At 46.8% G+C, this 25,522-nt stretch carries 20 protein-coding genes; 15 read left to right on the top strand and 5 right to left on the bottom strand.

Going from position 1 to position 25,522, the window contains the following annotated elements:
- The first annotated feature begins 146 nt into the window (after positions 1 to 146).
- The 9 genes from MKY66_RS18425 (at position 147) to MKY66_RS18385 (ending at position 12,951) form a co-directional block, all read left to right on the top strand.
- Complete coding sequence (locus MKY66_RS18425; RefSeq protein ID WP_076209988.1) at positions 147 to 863, top strand: YceI family protein; 717 nt, start codon at positions 147 to 149, stop codon at positions 861 to 863.
- Between the two features lie 257 nt (positions 864 to 1,120).
- A complete protein-coding gene (locus MKY66_RS18420; protein WP_076209989.1) occupies positions 1,121 to 5,488 on the top strand; it encodes a glycosyl hydrolase 53 family protein in 4,368 nt (1,455 codons plus the stop codon).
- 201 nt (positions 5,489 to 5,689) lie between these two features.
- Positions 5,690 to 6,733 (top strand): SPFH domain-containing protein, encoded by a 1,044-nt coding sequence (locus tag MKY66_RS18415; protein WP_076209990.1) that lies wholly within the window; start codon positions 5,690 to 5,692, stop codon positions 6,731 to 6,733.
- Between the two features lie 71 nt (positions 6,734 to 6,804).
- On the top strand, positions 6,805 to 7,779 hold the full coding sequence (locus MKY66_RS18410) for a sugar kinase (RefSeq protein ID WP_076210330.1): 975 nt from the start codon (positions 6,805 to 6,807) through the stop codon (positions 7,777 to 7,779).
- Positions 7,780 to 7,862: 83 nt separating this feature from the next.
- Positions 7,863 to 8,576 carry a response regulator transcription factor gene (locus tag MKY66_RS18405; RefSeq protein ID WP_076209991.1) on the top strand — a complete coding sequence of 238 codons (714 nt, stop codon included), beginning with the start codon at positions 7,863 to 7,865 and terminating at the stop codon, positions 8,574 to 8,576.
- Positions 8,573 to 9,571: a sensor histidine kinase gene (locus MKY66_RS18400; RefSeq protein WP_076209992.1), complete on the top strand. Its 999-nt coding sequence runs from the start codon at positions 8,573 to 8,575 to the stop codon at positions 9,569 to 9,571. The genes MKY66_RS18405 and MKY66_RS18400 overlap by 4 nt, the downstream gene beginning before the upstream one ends.
- Positions 9,572 to 9,759: 188 nt before the next feature.
- Positions 9,760 to 10,530: an ABC transporter ATP-binding protein gene (locus tag MKY66_RS18395; protein WP_076209993.1), complete on the top strand. Its 771-nt coding sequence runs from the start codon at positions 9,760 to 9,762 to the stop codon at positions 10,528 to 10,530.
- Positions 10,505 to 12,466, top strand: coding sequence for an ABC transporter permease (locus MKY66_RS18390; RefSeq protein ID WP_076209994.1), 1,962 nt, complete (start codon positions 10,505 to 10,507; stop codon positions 12,464 to 12,466). The genes MKY66_RS18395 and MKY66_RS18390 overlap by 26 nt, the downstream gene beginning before the upstream one ends.
- Before the next feature lie 140 nt (positions 12,467 to 12,606).
- Positions 12,607 to 12,951, top strand: coding sequence for a cupin domain-containing protein (locus tag MKY66_RS18385; RefSeq protein ID WP_305956053.1), 345 nt, complete (start codon positions 12,607 to 12,609; stop codon positions 12,949 to 12,951).
- A 264-nt stretch (positions 12,952 to 13,215) separates the two neighbouring features.
- On the opposite strand, the gene MKY66_RS18380 is transcribed toward MKY66_RS18385, so the two are convergent.
- Genes MKY66_RS18380 through MKY66_RS18360 form a run of 5 tightly spaced genes read right to left on the bottom strand, consistent with a single transcriptional unit; the run spans position 13,216 to position 16,012 of the window.
- A complete protein-coding gene (locus MKY66_RS18380; RefSeq protein ID WP_143760293.1) occupies positions 13,216 to 13,518 on the bottom strand; it encodes a metal-sulfur cluster assembly factor in 303 nt (100 codons plus the stop codon).
- 28 nt (positions 13,519 to 13,546) lie between these two features.
- Positions 13,547 to 14,779, bottom strand: coding sequence for a hypothetical protein (locus MKY66_RS18375; RefSeq protein ID WP_076209996.1), 1,233 nt, complete (start codon positions 14,777 to 14,779; stop codon positions 13,547 to 13,549).
- Positions 14,780 to 14,792: 13 nt separating this feature from the next.
- The gene (locus MKY66_RS18370) at positions 14,793 to 15,398 is read right to left on the bottom strand and encodes a DUF2249 domain-containing protein (protein ID WP_076209997.1); all 606 of its coding nucleotides are present in this window, start codon (positions 15,396 to 15,398) and stop codon (positions 14,793 to 14,795) included.
- Positions 15,385 to 15,759: a hypothetical protein gene (locus MKY66_RS18365; protein ID WP_076209998.1), complete on the bottom strand. Its 375-nt coding sequence runs from the start codon at positions 15,757 to 15,759 to the stop codon at positions 15,385 to 15,387. The genes MKY66_RS18370 and MKY66_RS18365 overlap by 14 nt, the downstream gene beginning before the upstream one ends.
- Before the next feature lie 19 nt (positions 15,760 to 15,778).
- Positions 15,779 to 16,012 (bottom strand): DUF2249 domain-containing protein, encoded by a 234-nt coding sequence (locus MKY66_RS18360; RefSeq protein WP_036613358.1) that lies wholly within the window; start codon positions 16,010 to 16,012, stop codon positions 15,779 to 15,781.
- Positions 16,013 to 16,331: 319 nt separating this feature from the next.
- Here MKY66_RS18360 and moaA point away from each other — a divergent pair, with 319 nt between their 5' ends.
- The 6 genes from moaA to MKY66_RS18330 are packed head-to-tail and all read left to right on the top strand — an operon-like array spanning position 16,332 to position 25,513.
- Positions 16,332 to 17,333 carry a GTP 3',8-cyclase MoaA gene (gene moaA, locus MKY66_RS18355; RefSeq protein WP_076209999.1) on the top strand — a complete coding sequence of 334 codons (1,002 nt, stop codon included), beginning with the start codon at positions 16,332 to 16,334 and terminating at the stop codon, positions 17,331 to 17,333.
- Positions 17,334 to 17,390: 57 nt separating this feature from the next.
- Positions 17,391 to 21,143, top strand: coding sequence for a nitrate reductase subunit alpha (locus MKY66_RS18350; protein ID WP_076210000.1), 3,753 nt, complete (start codon positions 17,391 to 17,393; stop codon positions 21,141 to 21,143).
- The gene (gene narH, locus MKY66_RS18345; protein ID WP_076210001.1) at positions 21,133 to 22,602 is read left to right on the top strand and encodes a nitrate reductase subunit beta; all 1,470 of its coding nucleotides are present in this window, start codon (positions 21,133 to 21,135) and stop codon (positions 22,600 to 22,602) included. The genes MKY66_RS18350 and narH overlap by 11 nt, the downstream gene beginning before the upstream one ends.
- The gene (narJ, locus tag MKY66_RS18340; protein WP_143760294.1) at positions 22,602 to 23,279 is read left to right on the top strand and encodes a nitrate reductase molybdenum cofactor assembly chaperone; all 678 of its coding nucleotides are present in this window, start codon (positions 22,602 to 22,604) and stop codon (positions 23,277 to 23,279) included. Before narH ends, narJ begins: the two co-directional genes overlap by 1 nt.
- Complete coding sequence (gene narI, locus MKY66_RS18335; RefSeq protein ID WP_076210003.1) at positions 23,276 to 24,001, top strand: respiratory nitrate reductase subunit gamma; 726 nt, start codon at positions 23,276 to 23,278, stop codon at positions 23,999 to 24,001. The genes narJ and narI overlap by 4 nt, the downstream gene beginning before the upstream one ends.
- Complete coding sequence (locus MKY66_RS18330) at positions 24,002 to 25,513, top strand: nitrate/nitrite transporter (protein ID WP_076210004.1); 1,512 nt, start codon at positions 24,002 to 24,004, stop codon at positions 25,511 to 25,513.
- Positions 25,514 to 25,522: the final 9 nt, after the last annotated feature.

The raw sequence follows: 25,522 nt of genomic DNA, 5'->3' as shown, positions 1-25,522 counted from the left end.
TGAGCAAGAGCATAAAGCCAATCCTGTATTCGGGTTTAGAAAAAATCAGGAACTTGTCGTATCTTGACTTCTTCCTGACACATTCGGTTGATATGATCCATATCAACAAGCAATCTAAACCATAATATACTGGAGGAAACATACAGATGAACAAGAAAGCAAAAGCATGGCTTATTACAGGTGTGGCGGCGGTTGTCGTAATCGGTGGCGGTGGTTACTATATCACCAATAGTTACTTGGGGAACAACGTGGAGATTGAGCAGGTGCTTCCTGCGAGCACAGCGACATCGACAACAGCTGTAGATAGCACAGGAACGCCTGTAGCCAATGAAACTGCAGGAGCAGAGCAACTGAATGGAGACTGGAGCATCAGCGAAGGTTCCAAAGTATACTTCTCCGTAACCACATCGCAGGAGACCGTTAACTTTGTGGACGATAAGGTAACAGGCAATTGGACCATTAATGTAGACGATGCTGCTCAGATGAAGGCAGAAGGACAGATCGAGATGGACGGAATTGATTCCGGGAATGGACAACGTGATGGTCACGTGAAGCAAGCCGATTTCTTCGACGTCGCTACATATCCACAAGCTACATTTACAGCGACTTCATTCGAAGGGGTACCTGCGGAATGGCCTGTCGGTCAAACGGTTGATATCAAAATGAATGGTACGATTACGGTTAAAGGTATTGAAAAAGAAGTAACTTTTGACGCAAAAGCTGCTTATGAGAATAATGCAGTATTGTTGTCGGCGACATCGATGGTAACGTTCGAAGATTTCGGAATGGAAAATCCACACTCCGTTGTGCTCTCGACAGAAAATGATATTCAGGTACAGCTTGAATTGAAACTTTCCAAATAAGTGTAGCAACGATCGTATATCTAAAAATCTGTTCTGTTCTGCCTTACGGTGGACGGGCAGATTTTTTCGTTTCTTTTACAGAATGGTGTGATCGATATAGCTCAAATGTAACTGTCACAGGATCATATTGTTAAAATAACTGCTGTTTCCTTTGGATTATGCCGTGTCGCCTACCGCTATTAAGCGCTTACAATGAGGAGGATTCATAACATTCATTGATCCATGCACAATCAAACACAAAAAGGGGGAGATCAAGAGTGAACAAGAGGTACATAAGCGGGTGTCTGGTATTACTGATGCTATTCTGTGATCTGGGGTTGATGGTTCGTCCAGCGGCTGCAGAAGATGCAAAAGTGAACGTGGCACTTAACAAGGCGGTTACGGTAAGTGAGCAAGATCTATTGTATGAGGGACAAAAAGAAAAGGCGGTGGATGGTGATGTGAATACTCACTGGAGTGCGAGCTCACCTTCTTCTGAGAGCAATCCTCATTGGTTGACCATAGACCTAGGTGCGCCATATGAGCTTTCTGGAGCGGAGTTGACTTGGAAGGACAAAGACCAAGTTGTAAAATATTTGATTGAAGTATCTGATGATGGTAACAACTGGTCAACTGTTTTGGACCAAACGACTAATGAAATAAAACAGACTGTCGCCAGTGAAGTATTCCTGACCAGTACACCTGTCCAGTATGTGAAGGTCACGATTCCGTACTATGCGGGAGCAACTTGGTGGCCCGGGATATCCGAGCTTAAAGTCTGGGGAGAAGAGGAAGAAATTGATCCAGCAAATATTACCGGATACAATGCTGTTCAGGTCAATACAGTAGCTGGGGTTGCACCTGTTCTGCCTACAAAAGTGACAGCGAAGTATCTGAACGACAAATCTGGTTCGGTTCCAGTAGAATGGGACAGTATCGACCCTTCAGAGTACGCAAATGCGGGCAGCTTTACCGTGACGGGTGCAGTATATGGAGCCCCTGTTCAACCGGAGGCCACTGTAACAGTTGGAGGATATCGGACGGATTACGTAAGAGGAGTGGATATTTCCACGTTAACCGCCATTGAGGCTAATGGAGGGAAGTATCTGGATAGTAATGGCACTGAAAGGGACTTGCTTGATATCCTGAAGGATCGTGGTGTCAATTACGTGCGCCTTCGTCTATGGAATGACCCGCAGAAATCCGGCGGCTATAACGATAAGAAAGATGTAATTGAGCTAGCCGCACGGGTGAAAGCAAAAGGTATGAAAGTACTGCTTGATTTCCATTATTCTGACGAGTGGGCTCATCCGGGACAGCAACTTCGTCCTAAAGCTTGGGAAAGTTATACTTTCGATCAATTGAAACAAGCCGTATATGATTATACGTATGAAGTTGTAAGTGAGATGAAAGCCGCAGACGCTATGCCTGATATGGTACAGATTGGTAACGAGATTAACAGTGGTGTGTTGAATGGATTCAACAGTAAGGTAAACCCTCAGGAAAATTATGAATTGTTACAACGAGGCGTTGATGCCGTGCGCGCCCTTCAAGAAGAGGACCAGCATGTTCAGATTATGATCCATCTGGCTGAGGGTGGTAAAGCACAAATGTTTAAGGATTACTTTAGTGAACTAGAGAGTCGTGGCCTTGATTACGATATCATCGGGTTATCCTATTATCCGTTCTGGCATGGGACATTTTCCGATGTGCAGAAGACGATGAATGAAGTATCTGACAAGTTCGAAAAAGACGTGATTATTGCCGAGACATCGTATCCATTTTCATATAAAAACGGGGATGCACACGGTAATATCATTGGATCGGATGAAGCGCTTCATGTTGGGGGAGCAACATTCCCTGCAACGGTACAGGGGCAATATGATGCTATTGCTGGCATTATGGATATGATTGCTGACGTACCTGAGAATCGCGGAGCCGGTTTCTTCTATTGGGAGCCTGCATGGATTGCAGCGGATGTAGGCTGGATTGATTCCGAGGGAGATGCATGGGAAAATCATGCCATGTTCGACTATGATGAATTTCCGGGGAATGGTGGATACTCCTACGAAGGACGTGCCTTGCCATCACTGGATGTTTACAAGCGGGGGCTAGAAAATGTACCTGCGGATCGTCAGCATTTAGCGGCTGCAATTACACGTGCCAAAGGTTTGGTAGCTCCGGATTTTGAAGAAACGAGCTGGAACTCACTTGCTCCTGCGATTAAGGCAGCAGAGGATGTGTACAACCAAGCGTATACATCAACTGGAGTGACGCAATCGGACACCAATTCTGCAACAGCTGTGCTCGAACAAGTTATGTTGCAAATGAACGTGATCCCTGCAAAGAGGGATGCTCTCCAATCTAAGCTGACTGATGCTCAGACATATCAGGAGTCGGATTGGTCAGCTTTAACTTGGGATATTTTTGCCAAGGCTCTTGCTAATGCAGATAAGGTTATGAAAGATCCTAGAGCAACCCAGACTGAAGTGAATGCTGCAGAGAAACGGTTGCGGGATGCGATAAGCGGATTATCCGATGTAGATAAAACAAAATTGGCTCTGCTTATCGGTGAGACGCAACAGCAAAACGAATCTTCGTATACTCATCGTAGCTGGCAAACATTAATGGATGCATTAGAGAATGCAATCACAGTGAGAGATAATCAAAATGCAGTGCAAGCTGACGTGAATCAAGCGTACGAAGCACTGCAACAAGCGAATCAAAGTCTCGTTCACTTGGAAGCATTAACTACAGATAAGGCAGCGACGGCTTCAACAAGTGCAGGTACGGGGGACAATCAACCCAACTCCCCAGAAGGTGCAATTGACAGCAATCCCAATAGTTCATGGGGAACAGACCAGAGTAAGGGTAGCTGGTGGCAAGTGGATTTAGGGCAAGTTGCTAATCTTCGCAAGATCGAAATGTCGATGTGGAGTGGCGGAATCAAATATAAGATCGAAGTGTCTAATGATAACAAAAATTTTGTGAAAGTAGTTGATACCTCGAGCGACGTTGTCGTTTCAACAGCGCCAAGACACGTGTTCTCGAATAATACAGAAGCGCGTTATATTCTTGTAACGATTACAGAAGGTCCAGAATGGGTAGGGTTTATGGATTTTGAAGCATACGGTACGTTCCCGGCAGACAAAACTGCACTACAAGCTACTGTAGATACCGCTGAGAAATTAAAACAAACCGAATACACGACATCAAGCTGGAATGTATTCAGTAAGGCACTTTCTGAAGCGAAGGCATTCATTCTGGATGTTGAATCTTCAACGCAAGATGTGAGCAATGCGGATCGTGCGTTACAAGATGCTGTGAGTAAGCTTGTACGTCAAGATGTAACACCTGGCCCTGGCCAGCCATCACAACCAAGTGTACCATCACAACCTTCCAACCCGGGAACAGCTCCTTCAACGGGGAATCCGGCTGTAACACCACCGGTTGAACCTGGTAATCCGCCAGTTAAGGGTCTAATAACGGTAAAAGGAACAGCAACCGGGGATGACAAGTATTCGATTCGTCCAGATGCATCTCAATTAACTCAGGCACTGCAATCCGTGGATGCAGGAAATCGTACGTTGGAACTGATTGCAGATGTGCCTGACACAGCCAAGACAGTCACATTCCAATTGGGTGCAAGTCAACTTGCGGCATGGATTCGTTCCGAGGAAGTAAAATCTCTGGATGTAGTCGTAGGACAGACTACCGTTCGTGTTCCTCTAAGATCACTCCCGCTAATCATTGCGGAGACTGCGGGAACGTTCGACATCGTAGTTGCAAAAGGATCGACAGATACACTGTCCACATCTCAAAAAGCAGCGATAGGTAATCATGCAATTGTTGATGTGAATTTGTTAATGAACAATAAGCCATTGCAATGGACAAACAGAGCGGTTGAAGTTGCTCTATCCAATGTGGAGCAACCTAAAAAGAATGATGTAGTTATGGTTGTGCATTCAGTATCTCCAAGCGGAGAAATGAAGCCCGTTACGTACTCCAAGTACGATGACAAGACAAAAACGATGGCGTTCAAACCGCTGGAATCCGGCAGTTATGTCATTGCAGAAGTTGAAGTGCCATTACTTGATCTGCAAAATCACAATTGGGCCCTCCAAGAAGTGCAGAACCTATACGGTAAGGGAATTATTACGGGGATGAGTGCAACTCGTTTTGCCCCACAAGGTGAACTGACCAGAGCACAATTTTTGCAAATGATTATTAAAGGTATTGGTGATACACGTAAGCCGGATCCATCTATTTCGATCCCAACAGATGTGAAGGATGGGCAGTGGTATGCCGATTCAGTACGACTTGGAATTGAAATGAACATTATTCAAGGCCGAGCAGATGGAAGCTTTGGAGCCAATGAACGTATTTCACGAGAAGATATGGCCGTTATGTTAAATCGAGTGCTGCAGGTTGTGCAACATGATCAGGATGCGACCAATTCTCTACAAGGAGATATGGTGTTTGTAGACAATGCTGAGATCGCCGGATATGCAAAAGAAGCTGTAGCCTCGATGCAACAACTTGGACTGTTAAACGGCATGCCTGATGGTACGTTTGCTCCGAAAGAAACAGCAAACCGTGCACAAGGGGCTGTTGCAGTCGCCAGACTGATGGAACAACTGTATTAGAAAATAACAAAGCAGGTAAAGAGATCGGATCATATGATCCGGTCTCTTTATTTTTTGCGGAAAAAATGGGGGTTCAGACTTCATCCCTTTCTCTAAATAGGCATATGAACATTTTGTTAATGTCGTATTGACAATATCAAATCCATTTGTTATCATTTCGATAATATCAAAACGACAATATTAAGAAATGGGGAATGATCCATGTTTGGATTCCGATTTGTGAAATTTCAACCCAGTGAGTATGTCATGAAAGTGAAAAATGGTGAAATACAGCGTCAAGGTGTGGGATTGTCCTTCTATTATTATGAGCCGACCACATCGGTAGTGGTTCTACCCGTATCCTCGGTGGATGTACCGTTCATGTTCGAAGAGATTACGGCGGATTATCAGACGGTTACTGTGCAAGGGCAGCTAAGTTATCGCATTGTGGATTATCTGAAAATAACCCAAAGCCTGAATTACACGTACAATTTGCGCAAGAATCGGTATATCTCCGACGACCCCGGCAAGCTGGATCAACGGGTGATCACCACAGCCAAAGTACTGACCAAGAAACATCTGGAGCAAATGCCGCTGAAGGAGGCCATTCAATCCAGTGAACGGCTGGCGAGCAGCATGAAACGCGAGGTTGTGCAAAGTGAAGAGTTGGAGAAACTGGGCGTTGAGCTGATGAGTCTATCGATACTTGCCATTCTGCCTAATAAAGAGACGATGCGTGCATTGGAAGCACAAGCGCGGGAAGATATTTTGCGTCAGGCAGACGAAGCACTCTATGTGCGTCGCAATGCATCCATTGAACAGGAACGTCGAGTGAAAGAGAACGAACTGAACACCGAAATTGCCGTAGAGACAAAGAAACAGCAGATTCGTGAGACCCAATTACAGGCAGAACGCTCGGTGAAACAGAAACAAAATGAGATGGAGCAGGAGCAGCTTCAGTTCAATACAGCGATGGAGGAACGCAAGCAGCAACTGATTGAGTTAACCATTGCCAATCACAATGCCGAGGCAGATGCAAAAGCCTATGAGATTGCTGCCGTGATGAATTCATTGCAAAATGTACAGCCAAATGTACTGCAAGCAATGGCGAATATGGGCATGAATTCTGATAAGCTGATCGCACTTGCATTCCAGGAACTGGCTGAAAATGCGGGCAAGATTGGGCAACTTAATATCTCGCCAGATCTGTTGCAGGGATTGATGTCTCCTGCGCAGGGCAGAGATCACGGAGGTCGAGCGAGATGAGATTAGGAAGAAGAGAGCAAGCAGAGCAGGCAGGGAAATCAGTACGTCAGCAGGCCACGGCAGATGATCGGATGAGTGAACACAAGCTGATTCTGGTGAAACGCCGGACCCGACTGGAAGAGCTGGTGGTTCGATATAACACGGTGCAGCAAGCTCAGTTCTATATTGAACGTCTGGGCGCAGACTTCAGTGATTATATGGAGGAAGACCGTCGTTATCGGCTATCTGTGCAGCAGGCACAGCAGCAACTGGGTCAATTGGGACGGGTTCAGACGATTGATCGAGAACATGTGCCCAATTTTATCTTTGGAGATCAGGATATCGTGGTCGTGGTTGGACAGGATGGGCTTGTAGCCAACACCCTCAAATACGTAACCGAGCAGCCGCTCATCGGTGTGAACCCGGACCCGATGCGGTGGGATGGCGTGTTATTACCTTTTACCGTGGAGGATCTGAGCTTCATTGTTCCTGATGTCATTCGAAAGCAACGAACATTAAAAGAAGTCACTCTCGCCAAAGTGGAACTCAATGATGGACAGTATCTATATGGTGTCAATGATCTGTTCATTGGTCGGAAGACACATGTATCGGCGCGTTATGAAGTGCGTTTGGGTACATCGACAGAACAACAATCCTCCAGTGGCATCATTGTATCCACAGGCATGGGATCGACAGGCTGGTTTAAAAGTGTGCTGGCGGGAGCCACGGGCATTGTTGGATCGGCGGCATGGCAGAACCTGAATTCCGAAGCGGAGGTCGCTGCAGCATCGGCATCCATTCATGGAAGCAGGCAAGATCTGAATCATTTTAACTGGGATGCGCCTTATTTATATTTTTCAGTACGTGAACCGTTCCCGAGCCGGACGACTGCGGCCAATCTGGTGTTTGGACAGATTCATTCGAAGCAACCATTGCACATTGTATCCCAGATGCCGGAGGACGGTGTTATTTTCAGCGATGGGGTCGAGCAGGATTTTCTTGAGTTTAATTCAGGAGTGGAAGCCATCATTGGGTTGGCAGAGAAGAGGGGACGTCTCGTGGTCTGACCCTTTATTTTCAAGCCGTTTCCGACTAGAATGGGTAACTAGATGTGATACACTGACGTCAGGAAACGGAAAGAGGGTTAACGATGCAGTCGATATTGTTGGTTGAAGATGATGCCAAGTTAGCTGGATTGCTGGCGGCTTATCTGACCCGAAATGGATTCCAGGTACAGGTCATAGATGATTTTCGTCATGTACTGGATGAATTTGTGGAAATGAATCCGGACCTTGTGCTGATGGATGTGAATTTGCCTCAATATGATGGATACTACTGGTGCAGGCAGATACGCACACATTCCATATGTCCCATTTTATTCATATCGGCTCGTGATAGCGGTATGGATCAGATTATGGCGTTGGAACATGGAGCGGATGATTATATTACAAAACCTTTTCAATATGAAGTCGTTCTTGCCAAAGTACGAAGTCAGCTGCGTCGAGCCTATGGTTCTTACGCTGCTGTTCAGCAGGAAGTAACAGTGAAGAATGGTCCCATGATCCTCTATCCTGAGCGATTTGTACTGGAGTATGAGGAACGTTCAACAGAACTGACACAGAAGGAAGCGATACTGGTGGAAGCACTGATGGCAAAGGCAGGTCGAGTTGTCAGCCGGGAAAAATTGCTGGAACAGATGTGGGAAGATCAGCATTTTATCGATGATAATACGTTGAATGTCTATATTACACGTGTTCGCCGGAAGTTGAAGGAACTGGGTGCAGAAGAGATTTTGGAGACGGTTCGCGGAGCGGGTTATCGAGTGTTGGAACTGGATTCATCCTCACAGGGGAAAGGAAAATGAGACTTTTCCTGAAAGACCACCTGATGTTAGTCGGATTTTATGTGTTACAGATGCTGCTGGTCCCGTGTGTCTACTGGCTCTCTGGGGAGGGCCGCCCGATGAAGATTGTCCTCTATGGCATGCTGATCAGTACTGTTGTGCTGTTGGTCTATCTGGTCATACGTTACCTCCAGCTGCGAGCGTATTATCGTCTACTTCAACAACCACGTAAACTGGTAAACGAGCCTTTCCAAACGCTTGGAAATTCGATCGTGGCGGAAGCCATCCAGGAATTGTTACATGAACTGGAGCGTAATCGGCAGAACGAGATGGGTCAGTTACGTACTAGCAAGGAACAGCAGGTGGTATTCATGAATCGCTGGGTTCATCAGATGAAGACCCCGTTGTCCATTATCCAACTGACCTTGGAAGATGTGGACGATGAGACGGCTGGCAGTATTCAGGATGAGCTGGATAAGCTGCGCAAAGGACTTGAAATGGTCTTGCATTCATCAAGGCTTGAACAGTTTGAAGGGGATTTTCGTGTGGAGCTGTTGTCTTTGCAAGAAGTGCTTCGGAGTAGCATTGCAGAGAACCGACGTTTGTTTATTCGCAGAGGCATTACGCCGGATATTCGTATGGAGGACGACCTTCAGATATATAGTGACTCCAAGTGGCTGCGGTTCATGTTCACCCAGATTCTGACCAATGCCGTGAACTATTCCGATAGCAAATCAGGCAAAAAAGTGATCATTACAGGCTATAAGCAGGAAGAACGTACAATCCTGGACATTCAGGATGAGGGAATTGGCATCTCGTCCGAAGATATTCATCGCGTGTTCAATCCCTATTTTACAGGCGAACGGGGCAGGCAATACCACGAATCAACGGGAATGGGATTATATCTGGTCCGTGAGATCAGTAACCGCCTGGATAACCGTGTCGAGTTGTTTTCCGAGCCGAATGAGGGAACGTTGGTTAGATTCAGCTGGATTCATTCGAAATATCCGAAGTGAAGAGCGCTTTGCCCATGGGCGAGGTGCTTTTTTAATGCACAGAATTGTGATAGAGGAGGTAGGGGAACAAAACCTTAAACGGGCTGTAAGAGAAGTTTAAGGTAATTCGATAGCACCGTTAGGGGAGGTCGGTTAGGATAAGAATAGAATTAACGTATAAAGAATGATGGATCAGGAGGGAATTACGAATGGAAATGTTACAGGTATCGGGACTGAACAAAGTATATCAGGGCAAAGTGCAGACTCAGGCCCTTAGTGATATTCATCTGACAATCAAGCAAGGTGAGTTTGTGGGTATTATGGGCCCGTCGGGTAGTGGCAAAACCACATTGTTAAACATGGTCTCCACCATTGATGAACCCAGCTCAGGCAAGGTGCTGATTAATGGCATGAACCCCTTTGATATGAAAAAGAAAGAACTTGCCATGTTCCGACGTCGGGAACTCGGATTTGTCTTTCAGGATTTCAATCTGTTGGACACGCTGACTGTTGCAGAGAATATTGTACTTCCATTGACACTGGACAAGGTCAAACTAAAGGAGATGGAGAGCAGACTACATCGCATTACAGCCAAGCTCGGGATTGATCACATTCTGGATAAACGAGCCTACGAAATTTCGGGTGGACAGCGACAGCGGACAGCCATAGCGAGATCCATGATTAATATGCCTTCGATTGTTTTGGCGGATGAACCCACCGGTGCCCTGGATTCTACGTCATCCCAAGCGGTCATGGAGTCGCTTGAACAGATTAACCAGCAGGAGAAAACGACCATTATGCTGGTTACGCATGATCCCCTTGCTGCAAGTTATTGCAACCGAATTGTGTTCATCAAGGACGGAAAACTGGCAGCCGAGGTACACCGCGGAGATAATCGACAGACGTTTTTCCAGCGGATCATTGATACTTTATCCTTCTGGGGAGGGAATTCACATGAGCTTTCCTCAATTCGCGTTTAACAATATTCGCCGGAATGGGCGAGCGTATATTGTTTTTTTTCTAAGTAGTGTATTTATGGTCATGATCTTCTTCGCTTATGCGGTGTTCATTTATCATCCGTATGTGACAGAGTTGCCGATGGGTGACACAACCGCTACGGGAATGCAGATCGCTTCGATTATCGTATATGTGTTTGCATTTTTCTTTGTTATGTATTCCATCAGTGCTTTTCTCAAATCACGGAATAAAGAGTTTGGCATTCTGACCATACTTGGTGCCGAGCCCAGGCAGATTCGGAGATTGGTCATTCTGGAGAATATGTTGATCGGATGCCTGTCCATTATTGCCGGGATCGGCGGAGGTATGTTGTTGTCCAAGCTGTTCCTGATGTTAACCACTCGTTTTATCGGGATGGATGATCTGCCTTTTTATTTTCCCGTGAAAGCGATTCTGATTACGATTGGGGCCTTTCTGTTATTATTTTTCTGCATTTCACTCTTCACACTGGTTTTTATCGGAAACAAACAGACGTTAGAACTTTTGACGGGGACCAACAAACCTAAAAAAGAGCCGAAAGCTTCATGGTTCTTCTCACTTCTGGGTTTTGCATTACTTACAGTAGGTTTTGTGGTACTCCGCAGCGGGTTAAATGGCGGAACCATCCTGATTGCAGCTGTAACAGGGATAGCCGGGACGTATTTTTTCTATTCACAACTTTCCGTGCTCATCATCCGTTTATTGAAGCGTAATCGTAAAACCGTATGGCATGGTACACGTCTGTTATGGATCTCAGAGATGAGTTATAAAATGAAGGATAATGCCCGCATGCTCTTTATGGTGACCGTGGTGATTGCGATTGCTTCAATGAGTGCAGTTGTAATTTTGTCACTGGATCAGGAGAACCGGGAGCAGTTTACAAACAACGATTTTGCAATTCAATACAACGTATTCAGACCAACAGAGCAATTGGATATGAGTGCTATTGATTCGAAACTTGAAGCCGCAGGCTTGGATTATCAGCAAATGTATCTGGAGTACTTCTGGTCTGATGCGGATCAGAGTGCTGTCTCGGTCATGCCGCTCAGTCATTACAACCGATTCAATACAATCCTAGGAAAAAAGACATTCCAATTGGATTCAGACTCAGCATTGTTCGTAGATTCACGTAATGAGAAGGATCAGGCTCAGATTGATCGAAACAGATTTCGCAATTATGCGGAAGGAGACACTTTGACTCTGAATCTAGAGGAAGGTTCATTGCAAACAAGAGTTACAGCTACGGATGTAGAGCCAAGGTTCGCAACTCTGATCTATTCTACAGGTGTAGTCGTTCTATCGGATGAGAAGTTTGAAGATGTCACACAACAGATCAAAAGAAACAGGTTATCTGGCAAAGTTCTGTATCAGATTCCGGCATGGGGTCATGCTGTACCTGACCGTCACTCCTCGGAAGCCATGGTTAGCGATCAGCTACTGTCGTCGGCAGATACCATTCGAAGCGATAATGCTTCTTCGGATGAGAATTACTCCGGATTTCTGACCACTCGATATGGAGATTTTGAGAGATACAGACAGGGTACAGCACTCTTTACCTTTCTGGGCATATTTATCGGATTAATCTTCTCCATCTCTTCCGCAAGCTTTCTGTATTTCAGACTGCATACCGATCTTGAAGCGGATGGAAGGATGGTGCATTCTCTTTCGAAAATGGGTCTCAGTTTCCAGGAAATGAAACGATCATCCACCGTTCAGATTGCTATTCTGTTCTTTTTACCGATCGGGGTAGCTATCATTGAAACTCTGGTCGTGGTTAAGCCATTTCTTACTGAATTCGGGATTACCAATTATACGATGCCGGTGTTGACTGTATTTGGTGCCTTTGTACTTGCACAGACGTTTTATTTCATCATTATACGTTCGAGATATATCACTTCTCTGCGCAAAATGATGGTGTAACCATCTTAGAAACAGACGGTCATTAGGACCGACCATGATTTGTTCATTGCCCGCATTTTCTTGATTCAGATCAAGGAAACGCGGGCTTTTTTGCGATAAGATGAATGCATTCACAGATTATATTATCGAGGAGGACGATTATGATGACTATTACATCATTGCAAGAAGTCAAAACATTCAGTGAGGACCGTTTCACGAAACGGGTTTTATTCCAACAGGGTGGTGGAGTGACCTTTGTACTTCATTTTCTGCCAGGACAGCAGCTTCCCGTTCATAAACATCCGGGCACAGACGTTATTTTGCTGGTGGTCGAAGGCACAGGTACACTTATTCTGGATGGAAAAGAACAAGCGGTGAAACAAGAGGATGTGATTCATTGCGGCGGTGAAGTAGAGTTCGCATTCCATAATACAGGAGATCAGGAGGTTCGTTTGTTCGTGGTGTTAAATAAAGTACCATCAGCATCGTATGCAAAGGACATCTAAGATCTAATATCAAGGAATCTATAAAATGATTCACTGATTGGCACCAATATTAGGGAAACTCTATTCTGGAGTTTCCTTATTTATTATTTTTCAAGAATACGCTGCTCCAACATTCGTCCTTCTAGCAATCTCCGGGGTGTATACCAAGTGTATGTTCCCATCGCAAAACAAAAAGCATACTTGGGTCTGAGAACATCAGATTTAAGTACGCTCTTCGTATTCCGCCAGCAACTTGTTCATTCATCCGGTCTATAGTCATTCTGCCTAGAAGTATCCCAGCATTTCCTTGGCTTCATTCGACATCAGCTGTGGAGACCACTGTGGCTCCCACACGACTTGAACATCAATATCGGTCTTATTTGTATTTTCCTGCAAAACCCATTTCACCGCACCAACGATGGTATCGTGCAGCGGACAACCTGGTGTAGTTAACGTCATCCGTACATGTACTCGTTCAGCTTCTTCCCTTACTTCATACACCAGACCAAGGTCAACGATATTAACACCTAATTCAGGGTCATATACTTCCTTGAGACATTCTAGCAAATGCGTGGTTTGTTCCATCATGTTCACTCTCCAATCCACCTTATTTATGTTAACGTCGGAATACCAAAGTAATATTTGTTATATAAACAATGGAGACAAGAGACAAGATCGTCCCTCCAACCATCATGACCTCTGCCAGATTAATCAGAATTCCACTGACTAGCAGAAGGCTTCCAGCCACCATGGCGATCATCCCCCAATTGACGTTCCGTTCACTCAGCATACCAGCCATTAGCGGTGTTCCGGGTCTGCCTGCCTGCTTGCCGTATTTGTGGGTCCACCACAGAAAAGGTACGATTTTGGAGGCATATCCGAGTATGGTGAGGGATACCCAGCCCCCGAGATATACCCATCCAGACAATAGAACAACACGTGGATGGAGCAGCAGTTCGGTTCCTTGTGCAGAATAGATCAATAGGGCGACAGCATACACGGCAAAGGCACGACTTACATACACAGACCAGCGAATACCCGGACCTGGGTTACTTTTGTGCCTTTTCTCCTGAATTTGCTCCAAGTGATACACATAGAAGAGAAGGGCGGCGGTTAGAAGTAAGAGCGCAAGCCAGAGCAAGCCTCCCTTGATACCTGTCAGAAATGCGACAACACCTGTAATTACAGCTGCATTCCACAGAACCAGGACCACTTTTTGCAGTCGAATGGAATAATCGTGGGACAGGTAGAACATCGGAAGCATTTTGTAACTGAAGCCGGTAATTAACATGCCAAACCAGCCAAGTGTTCCCATCCAGATATGTGCGCCGAATAAGCGTTCATGCAGACTATTCCAATCACCAAAGGCAAAATTCAGACCCATCAGCATACCGGAAAGCCCGGTTAGAACCAGATAGAGACAGGAACATGCGGCACTGATTGTTACCGGATTCCATTGTGAGGCACGGAAGAGGGTAACAGCCATATTCCATCCGAACAACAGGATGCCAGAGAGCGCGAGTGTCGCAGAACCGGCAATCCAGATGACATCTGCACGAATGAAGCCGTATAACATGCCTACGATTCCGATACTGAACAAGAAATAATGACAATAACCGAGAACCAGACTGTAGATATTGGCTTGCAAAATAACATGTATCAACTGATAAACGGCACCCATAGCGAGCATGGTTGCCCACCCGAGTACAAACAGATGGGCATGAAACCAGCCTTCGGGTCCTCTGAGTTCATCACCAAGCCAACCTGTCAGCGAGAGCAGAGAGAAGGCGTGATACATTACAAATCCAAAGATGCCCGTGATGATAAAAAGAAACGGCAACCTGGACATGGCTTTCGCCTCCTTACCCTTTTTCAATTCTCACTTTGGCTGTGCCATCGGCTTGATCTTCAACCGTGTAGGTGCAACCGAGATTGTTCAACTCTTCAATCAGGAATACAGGTACACGGTCATTGTGAATCAGTACGACTTCCCCAGGTTTGCAACGCTCCAGAGCCGCAAGTGTTCGCATCATGGGCTGTGGCGGTTCCAATCCGCGATTGTCCAATATAACTTTGGGTGCCTGTGGAGTTTCAATGTTTGCAATCGCAACAACTTGCTCCTCCGGATGTCCTTTGCATGAAGCTGATTCTTCATCTGAATCGGGTTCCGAATTAACTTCTGATCCAGATAAAACCATTGCAGAAATTACCTTTGCACCGGTTTTATTTTTTTTGTGCACAAACGTGGTAACCCAGTGATCTGAACTCCTGCGTTCAGATGTGCTGGAATACCCTTTCATCTTGAGAATACCGAGCAGAGGCGTCGGCTTGAATGGAGCATGTAGTACAAAGACATCTTCATGCTGAAGGCTTTTGACCGTGTCCATGATCAGCTGAAACGGCTCCAACTTTTTACTCAGATGAGTGCGTACATCCAATTCAACAATATGGACATCAGATGGAGACATGTGCGTTCACATCCGATCCTGCGCTAGCTACATCCGCCTGTTGTACCAACTGTAGAGATGATTCATAAAGGGCGGCCATTCCACCGTACAGCGCGTAGAAGAATGACTCCGGCGCATCGAGGGAAAAGGACAGATAGGCTTTGGGGTCCATGCCGAGTACACGCTCAAATAGTCTTGCACTGTCATAGGCGTAAAAACAGAAGTGAGTATATTCGAACACAGGCATTTTTTCGTAAATGGTAACAATCTCTTGCGCATATTCGGCCTGCTCACGCTGTGCTATCTGCACCATGGTTGTGGCATCTTCCAACCTCAGCGTGATGCGAAGTGTAGTATTGTCAATGATTTCAACGTGGGCCATAGCGGGTTCAGCTCCAATTCTATAGTTTGCTGATCTTGACCTGGAAGGTTGTAGGGCCCTGCTCAATATACTCCCAGTTGAAGCCATCAGGATGTGTGGACTGGAACTGGAATCGAAGTGGCTTTGGATCGTGATCATTGATGAGCAGCATGGATTCCTGTGGTTGCAACTGATCAAACGTTTCGAAAATAACTTTATGTTTCAAATGCGGTGGATACTCCGTGGCATTAATGGTTGCTGCGTATGTGTTCATGTGTCATTCCTCCAAATAGGGATAGTGTGGTGCTGCAATTTGATTATAGAAAACGTGAAGAGGGGTCTGTGTGAGCAGGCTCACACATTTCTTTTTGCCATAATTTAGACTTATTTAGACCAGAATCCTGTTTGGAAAAGGGTTGGTGAGCATATATAGATGTGCAACTGTGCGCTATGTTTCACTTCTTGTGATATTTTGCACAGTTCAGCGAGCGAGACATCCTTATATTTAGCGTCAAGATGACACTGGATGAGAGAAAACAGCTTTCTCCTTCGGCTGATGTGAATACAGCACCCTTGAGAAGGGAGGTACGTGTATGGAATCAAAATTAATGGACCCGTTTGGAAGAAAACATGATTACTTAAGAATTTCGGTTACGGATCGTTGTAATCTCCGCTGTGTGTATTGCATGCCAGAGGAAGGAATGCAGTTTGAACCGACAGAACGAATCCTGTCCTATGAAGAAATCACGTCCATCGTTAAGGCGCTTGCTCCATTGGGCATTCGGAAATTGCGTTTAACTGGAGGGGAGCCTCTTGTTCGTAAGGGGCTGGATCAACTGATTGCGATGTTGTCCGCTATTCCAGGAATTGAAGATATCGCATTGACCACCAATGGCATCTATTTGGCAGCTTATGCGGATCTGCTGAAGGCTGCGGGGCTAACACGGGTGAACATAAGCCTGGATTCTTTGAAGCCAGAACGATTCGCAAGCATTACCCGAGGCGGCAAGGTGCAGCGTGTGCTGGACGGCATTAAGGCCAGCCAAAAAGCCGGATTTCATCCGATCAAGCTGAACGTGGTGCTGATGAAAGGCGTGAACGACGATGAAGTGGAAGACTTTCTGAGGATGACCCGGGATGAACCCATTCATATTCGTTTTATCGAGTACATGCCTATTGGTGAAAGTGGAGAAGGTTGGAGATCTGGGTATATGCCCCTCGAACATGTGCTGGAAACATGCGGAGCACGATGGGAGTACGAAAGCTGTGGAGAGATTTATGGGAATGGACCAGCAGATAGTTATCGCATTGTGGGAGCTGCCGGAACCTTTGGTCTGATTCACCCGGTGAGCAGCCATTTCTGCGGAAATTGCAATCGGCTTAGGCTGACAGCAGACGGAAATATCAAACCTTGTCTCTACTGGTCAGATGAGTTCAATGTTCGTCCACTCGTAGGTGATGACAAGGCGGTGCAGGATTTATTTTACAAGGCGCTCGGAGCCAAACCCGAGACACATGACATGTTAAAAGCCTTAAATGGGCAACAGATTGACGGCACACCAACGCTGCGACATATGTCGCAAATCGGAGGTTAGCAACAGCGGTTCAGGATTCGACTTGCATCAACAGGTCATATATGTGGGAGGACAACAATGAGTAACAAAAGCATGCCCTGGATGGGCAAACTCAAATATTTTGCCAAACGTGAAAAAAGTGCGGAGGGCTGGAGTGAGATGTCCCCGGTCAACCGGGATTGGGAAGATATCTACCGCCGCCGCTGGCAGCATGACAAAGTGGTGCGTTCCACACACGGCGTCAATTGTACCGGATCATGCAGCTGGCAGATCTATGTGAAAGACGGCATTGTTACTTGGGAAACGCAGGCTACCGACTATCCTTCAACCGGACCGGATATGCCGGAATTTGAACCACGAGGTTGTCCGCGTGGAGCGAGTTTCTCATGGTATCTGTACAGCCCGCTACGTGTCAAACATCCTTACGTACGTGGTGCGCTGCTGGACATGTGGCGTGATGCGCTTCAGACACATGGTGACCCGGTTCAAGCGTGGTCCAGCATTGCGGATGATCCGGCCAAAGTGAAAAGATACAAATCGGTACGTGGTAAAGGTGGATTAATTCGCGCGTCATGGGGTGAAGTGACACAGATTATTGCCGCTTCGCTAATTCATACGATCAAAGAATATGGACCGGATCGGATTATTGGTTTCTCTCCAATTCCTGCCATGTCGATGGTCAGTTATGCAGCAGGGTCGCGCTTCCTCTCCCTAATGGGATCACCATTGCTCAGCTTCTATGACTGGTATGCGGATCTGCCGCCGGCTTCACCTCAGATCTGGGGCGATCAAACGGATGTGCCGGAGAGCAGTGACTGGTACAACTCGGGATACATTCTGGTATGGGGCTCGAATCTGCCAATGACGCGGACACCGGATGCCCACTTCCTGGCAGAAGCACGTTATCGGGGAACGAAAGTGGTGTCGATCAGCCCGGACTATGCGGAATATGTGAAATTTGCAGACACATGGATGTCGGTAAAACAAGGAACGGACGGCGCTCTGGCGATGGCTATGGGCCATGTCATCCTGAAAGAGTTTTATATTGAAAAGCCTACGGACTATTTCATGCAATATGCCAAACAGTATACGGACTTTCCAAATCTGCTGATTGTGGAAGAAAAGGACGGCATACACACAGCAGGCAGATTTCTCGTTGGGGAAGACCTGGGTATTACGGGCAACAATATGGCATGGAAAACGCTTGTATACGATGAGAACAGTGGAACCTATGCGATGCCAAAAGGAAGTTTGGGATTCCGTTGGGGTGAAGAAGGCACATGGAATCTCAAAATGGAACAGGTGGAGAACGGTGAGCCGATTGATCCAAGACTATCCATGCTCGGAGTCCATCATGATCTCGTAACCATTCAACTGCCGTACTTTGATGATGAGGGAAAACATGTCATGAAGCGGCAGATTCCTGTACGCCAGATCTGGCTGGGGGACAGATGGATTACGGTAACAGCCGTATACGATCTGGTACTTGCCAAATACGGAATTGAACGTGAAATGACACGTTCTGCGGATTCAGCAGAAGTAGTCACTGGTGCGGAGCAGTTGAGTGTACGTGTTCACCGTGAAGACGACATCTTGAATGCATCACAGGTAAAACCATTCACCCCAGCGTGGCAAGAGAAAATCACTGGTGTGGACCAAGAGACTGTAGTACAGATTGCACGTGAGTTTGCACAAAATGCGATCGATACCAAAGGGCGTTCCATGATCATCATGGGAGCCGGTATTAATCACTGGTACAACTCCGACGTCATCTATCGCGCCATCATTAACTTAATACTGATGACAGGCTGTCAGGGTGTGAACGGTGGAGGTTGGGCGCACTATGTTGGTCAAGAAAAACTGCGTCCGGCTGAAGGCTGGCAGACGATTGCCTTTGCTCGTGACTGGACCGGACCTGCACGTCTGCAGAACGGAACATCTTTCTTCTACTTTGCGACAGATCAATGGAGATACGAGGAGACCCAAGTAGGAGAATTGACTTCGGCGCTTGAGGGTGAACCGCGGTTCCAGCATGTGGCTGATTATAATGTGATGGCTGCGCGTATGGGCTGGCTTCCATCTTATCCACAATTCAATCGTAACTCAATTGATCTGCATCAGGATGCACTGCAGGCTGGAGCAACGACGAAGGAAGAGATCGGTGCTTATGTAGCCTCTGAATTGGAGAACAAAAATCTGAAGTTCTCAATCGAGCAACCCGATGATCCAGCGAACTTCCCGCGTGTACTATTTGTCTGGAGAGCGAATCTGATCTCAAGTTCCGGCAAAGGACATGAGTATTTCCTCAAGCATCTGCTCGGTGCAACGAACGGATTGCTGAATGATGACGATCATGGACTGCGCCCGGAGCATGTGGAATGGGTGGATGAAGCACCGGAAGGCAAACTCGACCTGATGATCAATATGGATTTCCGGATGGCAGGTACGGCGATGTATTCCGATATTGTTCTGCCAGCAGCGACCTGGTATGAGAAAAGCGATCTGAGCAGTACGGATATGCATCCGTTCGTTCATCCATTTAATCCGGCTGTAGCCACGCAGTGGGAATCCCGTTCGGACTGGGATACCTTCAAGGAAATTGCACGTGTATTCTCCGAGATGGCTGCGCAGCAATTTGATGGTCCACAGAAGGAGATCATAGCTACACCGCTGTTGCATGATTCACCAGATGAGCTTGCCCAACCGTACGGAGAGATCAAAGACTGGAGCGCGGGAGAATGTGAAGCAATCCCGGGGAAAACGATGCCGCATATTCAGGTCGTGGAACGTGACTATGCTGCCGTATATAACAAAATGATCAGCCTTGGACCTGTGGTGAAGGATAAACCAATCGGTACCAAAGGCATATCCTGGTCTGCCAGTGAAGAGTATGAAAAACTCAAGGGCATCCTGGGCGTGCATCGTAAAGATGGCGTTGGACAAGGATGTCCGGATCTGAGCACAGACCGTAATGTTGCTGAGGCCATTCTGACCTTGTCCAGTACAACGAACGGCAAGATGGCTGTGCGTGCGTGGGAAGCGCTTGAACAGAAAACAGCATTGCATCTGAAAGATTTGGCTGAGGAACGGTCTGAGGAATGTTTTACGTTTGACGAGATCACTTCCAAACCGAAAACGGTCGTTACCTCGCCTGCATTCAGCGGATCGGAAAAAGGCGGACGAAGATATTCGCCATTCACCACCAATGTGGAGCGCCTGATTCCATGGCGTACATTGACGGGCAGACAGCAGTTCTATATTGATCATGCGATGCTCCGCGAGTTCGGAGAGACATTAGCGACATTTAAACCTGTGCTGAAGCATACACCGTTCCATCCAAACAGCAAACGTCCGATCGAAGGGGGAAAGGAGATTGTCCTGAACTACCTGACACCGCATAATAAGTGGTCGATCCACAGTATGTACTATGATGCGCTGCCGATGCTGACGTTGTTCCGAGGTGGCCCGACAATCTGGATGAACTACGAAGATGCAGAAGAAGCCGGACTGGTTGACAACGACTGGATCGAATGTTTCAACCGTAACGGAGTAGTCGTTGCCCGAGCCGTAGTGACCCACCGTATTCCTCGCGGCATGGCATTCATGTATCACGCTCAGGACCGTCATATTAACGTTCCGGGCACCAAAATATCACAGACACGTGGGGGGACGCATAACAGTCCGACACGTATTCATGTGAAGCCCACCCATATGATCGGTGGTTATGCCCAGTTAAGTTATGGCTTCAACTACTATGGTCCGACAGGCAATCAGCGTGACCTCAATGTCATCATAAGAAAACTGCAGGAGGTGGATTGGCTTGAAGATTAAAGCACAAGTCAGTATGGTCATGAATCTGGACAAATGCATAGGGTGTCATACATGTAGTGTTACGTGCAAAAACACCTGGACCAATCGTCCAGGTGCAGAATATATGTACTGGAACAATGTAGAGACCAAACCAGGGGTGGGTTATCCGAAACAATGGGAGGACCAGGAGCGTTATCGCGGTGGCTGGGAGATGAAGAATGGCAAACTGGAATTGAAGTCCGGCACACGGGCAAGACGCTTGCTTAACATTTTCCATAACCCGGATCAGCCTACCATTGATGATTATTACGAGCCATGGACCTACGAGTATGAGAAACTGACGAACAGCCCGGAGAAAAAACATCAGCCTGTAGCAAGACCGAAATCCCAGATTACCGGTGAATATATGAATCTGGAGTGGGGACCTAACTGGGAGGATGATCTGGCAGGTGCCCATGTAACCGGGATGGAAGACCCCAACATGAAGGGTGTCGAGGATTCGATCAAGATGGATTTTGAACAGGTATTTATGATGTATCTGCCACGGATCTGTGAACATTGCCTTAACCCAGCCTGTGTGTCCTCCTGTCCTTCCGGAGCGATGTACAAACGGGAAGAAGACGGGATTGTACTGGTTGACCAAAATGCATGCCGCGCATGGAGATTCTGTGTTTCGAGCTGTCCGTACAAAAAGGTCTATTTCAATTGGCAGACAAACAAAGCCGAGAAATGTACGCTATGTTTCCCGCGGATTGAAGCGGGTCTGCCAACGATCTGTTCCGAAACCTGTGTGGGACGTATCCGCTATATCGGCCTGATGCTGTATGATGCAGACCGTGTTGAAGCTGCTGCTTCCGTTGAAAATGACCAGGATCTCTATGAATCCCAGATGGATATTTTCCTTGATCCGAATGACCCTGAGGTGATTCGCGAAGCGCGTGAGGCAGGAATTCCCGAGGATTGGATTATTGCAGCGCAGCAGTCCCCTATTTATAAAATGGTTATCGACTGGAAAATTGCGCTCCCGCTTCACCCTGAATACCGTACCATGCCAATGGTATGGTACATTCCACCGCTTAGCCCGATTACCAATCGGGTAGAGGGACAGGGAAGTTCACTGGAGGCTAATGATATTTTCCCTGCGATTGATAACATGCGTATTCCGGTGGAGTATCTTGCCAATCTGCTTACAGCAGGAGATACGGATCGAATTCGTGAGGTCCTGCGGAAGATGGCCGTTATGCGCATTCACATGCGTAATCAGCAGACGGGTAAGACCAGTGAATCGGCATTGTTGGAAAGAGTAGGCATGGATGCGCAGGAAGTGGAGGACATGTACCGACTGCTCGCGATTGCGAAGTATAATGATCGTTTTGTCATCCCGCCAGCCCACCGTGAGGAAGTGGAAGATCTCTTCAGCGAACAGGGCAGCTGCGGACTTGATTTTGCAGGTGGTCCTGGTTCTTGTGGGGTATTTTGATGGGAAAGGAGACAATGACAACGATGACGATCGAACCCAATGAGGGAACAGGTCAGGCTCTGGTTTACGATTCGAATACGAGAAGAATGGTCTGTAAACTGATCTCCTACCTGTTGCAATATCCGGATACAGCATGGAGAGAAGGACTGCAAGGAGTGAAGGAAGCTATACAGTCCATTTCCGATGAGATGGTGAACCAGATCTTGCTGACATTTGTAGATGAAGCACAGGCGGTAAGCTCGATTGAGTGGCAGGATGCCTATGTTCGTACATTCGATTTTGATAAAAAGTGTAACCTCTATCTCACGTATGCTCTTCATGGCGATGAACGGGATCGGGGCCCGGCTCTGATTGAATTGAAACGCAGATATGAAGCTGCGGGATTTTATATGGAAGTGAGTGAGTTGCCGGACTATTTGCCTATGGTGCTTGAATTTGTAGCTGAGGCTCCCGAGGAAGATGCCTTAGGGGTGCTCTCCAGTTGCCATAAGGCGTTGGTCACAATGAGCGAAAGCATTACGGGACAGAACAGCCCATATGGACCATTGCTCAGTCTGATGTTACAGGTCATTCCTGAGCCTCCTGCCCCTGATGTGCCAGAACAAGAAGAGACAGTTAACCAACAACCTGCAGATCTTATGCAGATCGCTGCCCAGATGAGGAGGGGGAATCGGTGAGTACACTGGAACTGTTGTTATGGGGCGCTCTTCCCTATATGGTCATTGTTTTCTGTATTACGGCGACAATCTGGCGTTATGTGACGAATCCTTTCAGTTGGACGTCCAAGTCCAGTGAGATGTTGGAGAAACGCATGCTAAAATGGGGCAGTTTACTCTTCCATATTGGGATATTCGCTGTAATCTGTGGACATATTGCCGGTTTGCTTGTTCCAGTGGAGTTCTATCGCTGGATTGGACTGAGTGATGAAGGATATCACTTGATGGCTATCGCAGGAGGACTGCCTGCGGGGATCATTGCATTGGCAGGTGCTGTCATTTTGCTGGTTCGCCGTTATGTTGCTCGCAGAGTGCGGGCGACAAGCAGCATCGGGGATTGGATGGCACTTGCCATGTTGATCATAGTCATTGTCACCGGAATACTGGCGACCTCGGCTAATGCGGTGAATCACACAGGTTTTGACTATCGAACAACGATTAATCCGTGGTTGCGCGGTCTGATCGTATTCCAGCCTGATCCCGTTCTGATGCAGAATGTACCGATGAACTTCAAAGTACACATTCTGCTTACCTTTGTACTGTACTGCGTGTTTCCATTTACACGTCTGGTTCACATGTTGAGTATGCCACTGGGTTATCTGAAACGCAGTTATGTGCTGTATCGCAGAAGAGATGGTGCTGTGTATCCGAATCAGGAACAAAAAAAGGAAAGGGCGATGTAGATGCAACATAAAGGAAAGGTTCAACTGCCCTTGCAAACGGCAAGTCTGGTTCTGGGTTTCATGGTATGGGTTATCCTGTCATCTCTGATGCCATTTATTAAAGAAGATATTGCGCTTACGTCTTCCCAGCTTGCGTGGGCGACAGCGATTCCCGTATTGATCGGATCGATTGCCCGTATTCCGATTGGTTATTGGACGAATCGATATGGAGCACGCAATATTTTCATGATCAGCTTTGTCCTGCTGCTGGCTCCGGTATGGTGGATTAGCCGTGCGACGTCGTTCAGTGATCTGGTGATTGGTGGATTGTTCCTCGGTATTGGGGGAGCTGTCTTCTCCGTCGGTGTAACTTCACTGCCCAAATATTATCCGAAAGAGCGACATGGATTTGTTAACGGGATCTACGGAATTGGTAACCTGGGTACAGCACTGTCTGCATTCGGAGCCCCGCTGATCGCTGATCGTATGGGATGGTCTACGACGGTTCTGCTCTACAGTATTTTGCTATTAGGGATGGCGGCGCTGAATTTCGTTCTGGGTGACAAACAGGAAGTACGAGTTAACGCTCCTTTAATGCAGCAACTGAAGGCCATATCACGCAACAATAAACTATGGTTGCTCTGCTTGTTTTATTTTCTGACATTTGGCTCGTTCGTGGCATTTACGGTGTACTTGCCGAATTTCATGGTTAGTCACTTTCAGATGGATAAAGTCGATGCAGGTATTCGTACAGCGGGATTCATTCTCGTTGCAACCATTATGAGGCCCGTGGGAGGTTGGCTTGGAGATCGATTTAATCCATTCAAAATATTAATGTTTGTGTTCGGCGGATTAACGATCGCAGCGATTGTATTATCCTTCGCGCCATCATTCTATATCTACACGATTGGATGTCTGACTGTGGCATTATGCGCAGGGACAGGTAACGGAACCATTTTCAAATTAGTGCCAATGTATTTCGTCAAACAACCAGGTGTAGCGAATGGAATGATCTCCGCTATGGGGGGACTGGGTGGATTCTTCCCTCCGTTGATGTTGACTTTGTTGTACAGCATGACCGGTCATTATGCCATTGGTTTCATGGCTTTGTCTCAGATTGCGTTGGTCAGTCTTGTACTTGTGATCTGGATGTTCTACCAGGAGAAACTCCAGTTATCTGCGAGCATTCTGGAGAGTACCATTGAAGCTATTCTGATCACAGATACGAACAGCGTTATTACATCCGTGAACCCGGCCTTTACTGCGGTCACTGGTTATAGTGCTGAAGAGGCGGTTGGACAGAAGCCAAGCCTGCTGAAATCCGGTAAACAGGACAAACGTTTCTATGACCAATTATGGCTGGAATTACGTGAAAAAGGATATTGGCAAGGCGAGATCTGGAATCGGAAGAAAAACGGAGAGATCTATCAGGAATGGCTAAGTATTACGGCAATCCGTAATGAGGCAGGCGATGTCAAATATTATGCGGGCATGTTCAGTGACATGGGCAGGCCAGAGCTCACAATCGCCTGATACATGTAT

The sequence above is a fragment of the Paenibacillus sp. FSL R5-0766 genome (assembly GCF_037971845.1).
Classification (GTDB): Bacteria; Bacillota; Bacilli; order Paenibacillales; family Paenibacillaceae; genus Paenibacillus.
Note: the sequence above shows the minus strand (reverse complement) of the source record. Positions and strands in the feature narration are given on the sequence as shown.

Coding starts and splice junctions, on each gene's coding strand:
- MKY66_RS18425 (WP_076209988.1), top strand. CDS start 147: ATGAACAAGAAAGCAAAAGCATGGCTTATTACAGGTGTGGCGGCGGTT.
- MKY66_RS18415 (WP_076209990.1), top strand. CDS start 5,690: ATGTTTGGATTCCGATTTGTGAAATTTCAACCCAGTGAGTATGTCATG.
- MKY66_RS18410 (WP_076210330.1), top strand. CDS start 6,805: ATGAGTGAACACAAGCTGATTCTGGTGAAACGCCGGACCCGACTGGAA.
- MKY66_RS18405 (WP_076209991.1), top strand. CDS start 7,863: ATGCAGTCGATATTGTTGGTTGAAGATGATGCCAAGTTAGCTGGATTG.
- MKY66_RS18400 (WP_076209992.1), top strand. CDS start 8,573: ATGAGACTTTTCCTGAAAGACCACCTGATGTTAGTCGGATTTTATGTG.
- MKY66_RS18395 (WP_076209993.1), top strand. CDS start 9,760: ATGGAAATGTTACAGGTATCGGGACTGAACAAAGTATATCAGGGCAAA.
- MKY66_RS18390 (WP_076209994.1), top strand. CDS start 10,505: ATGAGCTTTCCTCAATTCGCGTTTAACAATATTCGCCGGAATGGGCGA.
- MKY66_RS18385 (WP_305956053.1), top strand. CDS start 12,607: ATGATGACTATTACATCATTGCAAGAAGTCAAAACATTCAGTGAGGAC.
- MKY66_RS18380 (WP_143760293.1), bottom strand. CDS start 13,518: ATGATGGAACAAACCACGCATTTGCTAGAATGTCTCAAGGAAGTATAT.
- MKY66_RS18375 (WP_076209996.1), bottom strand. CDS start 14,779: ATGTCCAGGTTGCCGTTTCTTTTTATCATCACGGGCATCTTTGGATTT.
- MKY66_RS18370 (WP_076209997.1), bottom strand. CDS start 15,398: ATGTCTCCATCTGATGTCCATATTGTTGAATTGGATGTACGCACTCAT.
- MKY66_RS18365 (WP_076209998.1), bottom strand. CDS start 15,759: ATGGCCCACGTTGAAATCATTGACAATACTACACTTCGCATCACGCTG.
- MKY66_RS18360 (WP_036613358.1), bottom strand. CDS start 16,012: ATGAACACATACGCAGCAACCATTAATGCCACGGAGTATCCACCGCAT.
- moaA (WP_076209999.1), top strand. CDS start 16,332: ATGGAATCAAAATTAATGGACCCGTTTGGAAGAAAACATGATTACTTA.
- MKY66_RS18350 (WP_076210000.1), top strand. CDS start 17,391: ATGAGTAACAAAAGCATGCCCTGGATGGGCAAACTCAAATATTTTGCC.
- narJ (WP_143760294.1), top strand. CDS start 22,602: ATGGGAAAGGAGACAATGACAACGATGACGATCGAACCCAATGAGGGA.
- MKY66_RS18330 (WP_076210004.1), top strand. CDS start 24,002: ATGCAACATAAAGGAAAGGTTCAACTGCCCTTGCAAACGGCAAGTCTG.